Below are 4,677 nucleotides of genomic sequence, written 5' to 3' on the forward strand. Positions count from 1 at the left end.
CGCGTCGGCCGCGGCGGCCAGGCGGCGCAGCGTCAGGCGTTCCCGCAAGGCGGGCAACGCGAACTGCCGGACCAGCGCGGCCAGGGTGTCGCCGAGCGTCGCCGCGGGCAGGCGACGCACCCGTTGCAGGCGGCCGTCGTCTCGCCAGCGAAGCCCCTGCGGCAACGGCGCGTCCGCCGTCCCCGCCATCTCCGACAGCCTGAGCATGCAGGCCACATGGCTGGCGTGATCGGGCACCCGCCAGGCGAGCGCTTGGCATAGGCAAACGGCCGGACCTCCGCCAGCAGCTCGATGAGCGCCGGGATCTTGACGGTGGTGTGCATCCAGCAGGTGCGAAAGCCGTAGTCGAACCCGAAGGTCACCGCTTCGATGCCGGGAAACACATCGTGCTCGGACTGGCGGTGGTAGACATTGCCGGTCCGGGTGAAGCCCAGCGGCAGCAGGGCGGCATCGATGGGCTCGTAAACCTCGTCGACACGGCGGATGGCGTTGAAGCGGCGGGTGCGCATGAATGGAAGGCGGACGGACAGGCGGGCGCCCCTCAGGCGGCTCTCCAGCGCCTCTCGCGACGCGCCGGAGGCCGGGGCGGCGGTAGTGTCGCATCGGCCCCATCTGTCAGGGAATCGCACCGCCCTTGTCGGGCAACCGGCAACGGGGTCCGGCGAAGAAGTACGCGAACTTGCGGCATCCGCCGCTTCCCTGCGCCGTCGCCGATCCGCAGAATGACGACTGTCAGCGCCGAGTCCTAGCTCGCGCTGGCCCTTGTTCTCCTCTCACGAGCAGGGAGACCGCAGGCAGACCACCTGGGGTCGACTTTGGGACCCGGCCGCGCAAGCGACCGGGTCTTTTCTTTTCCGGCCTCCGCTCAGCCCCACTTCATCTCGCCCTTGACCACCTTCGCGCCGATCTCCAGCGCGGGAGCCAGGCCGGCGGACGGGTAGCGCCGCTTCATCGCGGCGATCAGGGCGGCGCTGTCCGCCGCCTTCGCCGCTTCTTCCTCGAAGGCCAGCAGATAGTCGCGGGTGTAGGTCACGGCCGAGACGTCCAGCGCGGCGCCGGCCGCCAGGTGGCCCGGCACCACGATGGCGGGCTTGCGGGCGGCGATGGCCTCGAGGTTGCGGATCCACGCGGTGCGCGCCTGCGGCGTCGGCGTGTCGGCCGTCCAGACGTGCAGTCCGGAGAAGACCAGCACGCCGCCGAAGACCGCCTTCAGCGACGGCACCCACAGGTAGCGACGGTTCTCGAGCTCGCTGGCCGCCACGATCTCGATCGCGTGGCCCTCCAGCTGCAGCGCCGGGCCGTCGAAGGCTTCGGGCATGACGACGTCGGCCAGGGTCTGCGGGCCGTTCTCCTTCAGCTGCGGGCCCCAGACCGCCAGCTTCTTCTCGACGTTCCCCTTGATCGCGGCGATCGTGGCCGAGGCGGCGATGACCTTGGCCGACGGGAAGGCCGCCTTGACCGGGCCGAGGCTGAAGTAGTAGTCGGGATCGCTCTGGCTCACGTAGATGGTGGTCAGCGTCTTGCCCGAGGCCTTGATCGCCTCCACGACCGCGCGACCGTCCGGCAGCGAAAAGCCGCCGTCGATCAGGATCGCCTCCTTGGCGCCGGACAGCAGCACCGGCGCGCGGAAGAAGCCGCGTTCGCCGGCCGGCAGGGCCTGCCACTGCAGCGGGGCGGCGCCCTGGGCATGGGCACCGCCCAGGGAGAAGGCTGCACCGGCAGCGGCGGCGGTCTGGACGAAATCGCGACGGGTCATCATGGGAGTCCTTTCATGGCTCGAATCGGATGAGCGCATCGTAGGAATCCCCGGAGGAAAGAAAAACTGCTCCTCAGTAGACTTTCCGTATGTCAAAAGCAAACAATCAGCCCGAGGCCGGCCCGGTCGCGTTCGACAACCTGAAGCGCCTGGCCTACTTCGCCGCGGTGGTGGAGGCCGGCACCTTCACCGCCGCGGCGGAGCGGCTGGGGGTCACGAAGGCGGTGGTGAGCCAGCAGGTGGCGCGGCTGGAACGGGAGTACCGGACGCAGCTGCTGACCCGCAGCACGCGGCGGGTGATCGCCACCGATGCCGGGCTCGCGTTCTATCAGCGCTGCGCCGTCATCCTGCGCGAGGCGGGCGATGCCTTCGACGAACTGCTCGATGTGTCCACCGAGCCGACCGGCACGCTGCGCCTGACCGCGCCGTTCGACTACGGCCTCACGGCGGTGGTGCCCGCCATCGTCGAGTTCTCGCGGCGCCATCCGAAATGCAAGGTCGACGTGACGCTGAGCGACCTGCCGCTGGACCTGCTGGCGGGGGAAGCCGAACTGGCGATCCGCGTCGGCTGGCTGACCGACCTGCAGCTGCAGGCGCGGCAGATCGGCAGCTTCCGGCAACTGCTGGTGGGGACGCCGGCGTGGGCGCGGCGGCTGAACCGCAAGCAGGGGCCGGAGCAACTGGCCGCCTTGCCCTTCGTCGCCAACACGGCCTTGAAGGCGCCGGAGCACTGGGAGTTCACCAACCGCCAGGGCGAGCGCCAGGCGGTGACGGTGGCGTCCGCGATCCGCCTCGACGCGACGCTGGCGGTCCGCGCGGCGGTGTGCCTGGGCGCCGGTTTGTCGGTGCTGCCGGACTATGCGGTGGCCGCGGAACTGGAGCAGGGCACGCTGGTCCACCTGCTGCCGCATTGGACCTTGCCCAGCGGCGGCATCCATGTGGTCTACCCGACGGCGCGTTTCCGTCCCGCCAAGGTGCGGCAGTTCGTCGAGGTCCTGGGCGAGCGATTCCAGAAGGCGCCGGACCGGCCCTGAGGAGCCCGCTATCCGCCGGCGCCCTGCATCGCCTGCCGGAACTCGTTGTTCGCGCGCTCCAGCGAGTCGGGCAGCGCCGCCACCAGCATCTCGATGAACGCCTTGACCGCGGGCACCATGCCGCGCCGGGTGGGATAGACCGCGTGCAGCTGGTGCGCCGGCATCCCGTGGTCGGGCAGCAGCGGCACCAGGCGGCCCGCGTGCAGGTCGTCGGCGCAGAGGTGGAAGGGCAGTTGCGCGGCGCCGATGCCGGCGACCGCCATGCGCGACATCAGGTACACGTCGTCGGTCGCGAAGGTCGGCTGGTAGTCGATCTCCACCGCCGCGCCCCGCGGGTCCGTCATCCGCCAGCGGGGCTTTTCGCCCCGCACGCCGGCTGGTCCCACGCCGAGGACGCCCTGCAGCGCCTGGGCCGAATCGACGGCAGCCTGCGCCGCGATGAAGGACGGACTCGCCACGAGCACCTGGTCGCTGGTGCCGAAATGGCGCACCACCAGGTCCGAGTCCTCGAGCGCCGACCGGATGCGGATCGCCACGTCATAACCTTCCCCAATCACGTCTACCCGGCGATTGGTCAGGTCCAGCTCCAGCCGCACCTCGGGATTGGCCTTCAGGAAGCGGGGCAGGATCGGCGCGAGGAACAGGTGGGCGACGCCGATCGGGCAACTGACCCTGAGCCGGCCCGAGGGCTTCGCGTTGGCCCGGGCGGCCACCTCGTAGGCCGCCTTCGCCGAGGCCGACATCGACTCGCAATGGGCGAAGAAGGCGGCGCCGACCTCGGTCACGCTGACCGACCGGGTCGAGCGATGCAGCAGCCGCACGGCGAGCCGCTCTTCCAGTTCCGCCACGCGCCGGCTCACGCGCGATTTGGAGATGCCCAGCGCCCGCGCCGCGCCGGAGAAGCCGCCATGCGAGACGACCGCGGCGAACAGGACAAGGTCATTCAGGTCATCCACGGGCGCTTCCGATCACGGGTGTCGAAGGAGAGGAGGGGGACGGGCGATTGTCCTGATTCCAGAACGATCTGTCCTGTCGGCAGCGGCTAGTGCAACAACGCCGGGCTCCCTATCGTGACGGCCATTCCCACTGCGCTTTTGACTTCCATGCAGATCCTTCACCTTGATTCCAGCCTCCAGGGCGAGGCTTCGGCTTCGCGCCAGCTCAGCCGCGCGATCGTCGACGCGCTTCTCCGGGCGTCGCCCGCCGCCCAGGTTTGCCACCGCGACTTGGCCGCCGACGCGGTGCCCCACCTCACGGGCGACATCGCCGCGGGCTTCCGCGGTGCCGCCGGTCCCGCGCCGACGGGCGTCGCGGCGGAGCGCGCGCGCTCGGAGCAACTGGTCGCCGAGTTCCTCGCCAGCGACGTCATCGTGGTCGGGGCGCCGATGTACAACTTTTCGGTGGCGAGCCCGCTCAAGGCCTGGATCGACCGCATCGCGCAGCCCGGTCGCACCTTCCGCTACACCGCCGACGGGCCGGTCGGCCTGGCCGGTGGCCGGCGGGTCATCGTGGCCTCGACCCGCGGCGGCCTGTACTCGGTCGGCGCCGGGGCGGGCATGGACTTCCAGGAGTCCTACCTGCGCGCGTTCTTCGGTTTCCTCGGCATCGCGGAGGTGCGGGTCGTCCGCGCCGAGCGGCTGACCCAGGGCGCCGGGGCGCGGGACGCCTCGATGGCGGACGCCCTCGCGCAGGTGCCGCGCGCCGTGGCGGACACCCTGGCCACCCCCTTTGACCACCCCTATTTCCGCCTGAGAGGAACCATCGCCATGCTGTTTGCCGTCACCTTGACCTATCGGACGCCCCCCGCCCAGATCGACGAGCACCTGGGACCGCATCGCGCGTGGCTGGCGGACCAGACCCGCGCCGGTCATGTGCTTTTCGCCGGGC

Annotated in this window: 4 protein-coding genes and 1 pseudogene; 2 read left to right on the forward strand and 3 right to left on the reverse strand. The window is 70.6% G+C overall.

The window, feature by feature from the left end:
• Both FUT87_RS30035 and FUT87_RS22030 read right to left on the reverse strand, forming a co-directional pair.
• Positions 1-207: hypothetical protein (locus FUT87_RS30035; protein WP_222617240.1), on the reverse strand; the 207-nt coding region annotated here is incomplete at its 3' end.
• 658 nt (positions 208-865) lie between these two features.
• Positions 866-1,759 carry an MBL fold metallo-hydrolase gene (locus tag FUT87_RS22030; RefSeq protein WP_147242396.1) on the reverse strand — a complete coding sequence of 298 codons (894 nt, stop codon included), beginning with the start codon at positions 1,757-1,759 and terminating at the stop codon, positions 866-868.
• 86 nt (positions 1,760-1,845) lie between these two features.
• Here FUT87_RS22030 and FUT87_RS22035 point away from each other — a divergent pair, with 86 nt between their 5' ends.
• Positions 1,846-2,790 carry a LysR family transcriptional regulator gene (locus FUT87_RS22035; RefSeq protein WP_091732758.1) on the forward strand — a complete coding sequence of 315 codons (945 nt, stop codon included), beginning with the start codon at positions 1,846-1,848 and terminating at the stop codon, positions 2,788-2,790.
• Between the two features lie 8 nt (positions 2,791-2,798).
• Here the strand turns inward: FUT87_RS22035 and FUT87_RS22040 are convergent, their stop codons facing one another.
• Entirely contained in the window at positions 2,799-3,746 is a 948-nt protein-coding gene (locus FUT87_RS22040; RefSeq protein ID WP_147242397.1) for a LysR family transcriptional regulator, read from the reverse strand.
• Positions 3,747-3,893: 147 nt separating this feature from the next.
• Here FUT87_RS22040 and FUT87_RS22045 point away from each other — a divergent pair.
• A pseudogene (locus FUT87_RS22045) lies at positions 3,894-4,511 on the forward strand (FMN-dependent NADH-azoreductase); the annotation flags it as partial.
• Positions 4,512-4,677: the final 166 nt, after the last annotated feature.

The sequence above is a fragment of the Mitsuaria sp. TWR114 genome, from assembly GCF_007997345.1.

Coding starts and splice junctions, on each gene's coding strand:
- FUT87_RS22035 (WP_091732758.1), top strand. CDS start 1,846: ATGTCAAAAGCAAACAATCAGCCCGAGGCCGGCCCGGTCGCGTTCGAC.
- FUT87_RS22030 (WP_147242396.1), bottom strand. CDS start 1,759: ATGATGACCCGTCGCGATTTCGTCCAGACCGCCGCCGCTGCCGGTGCA.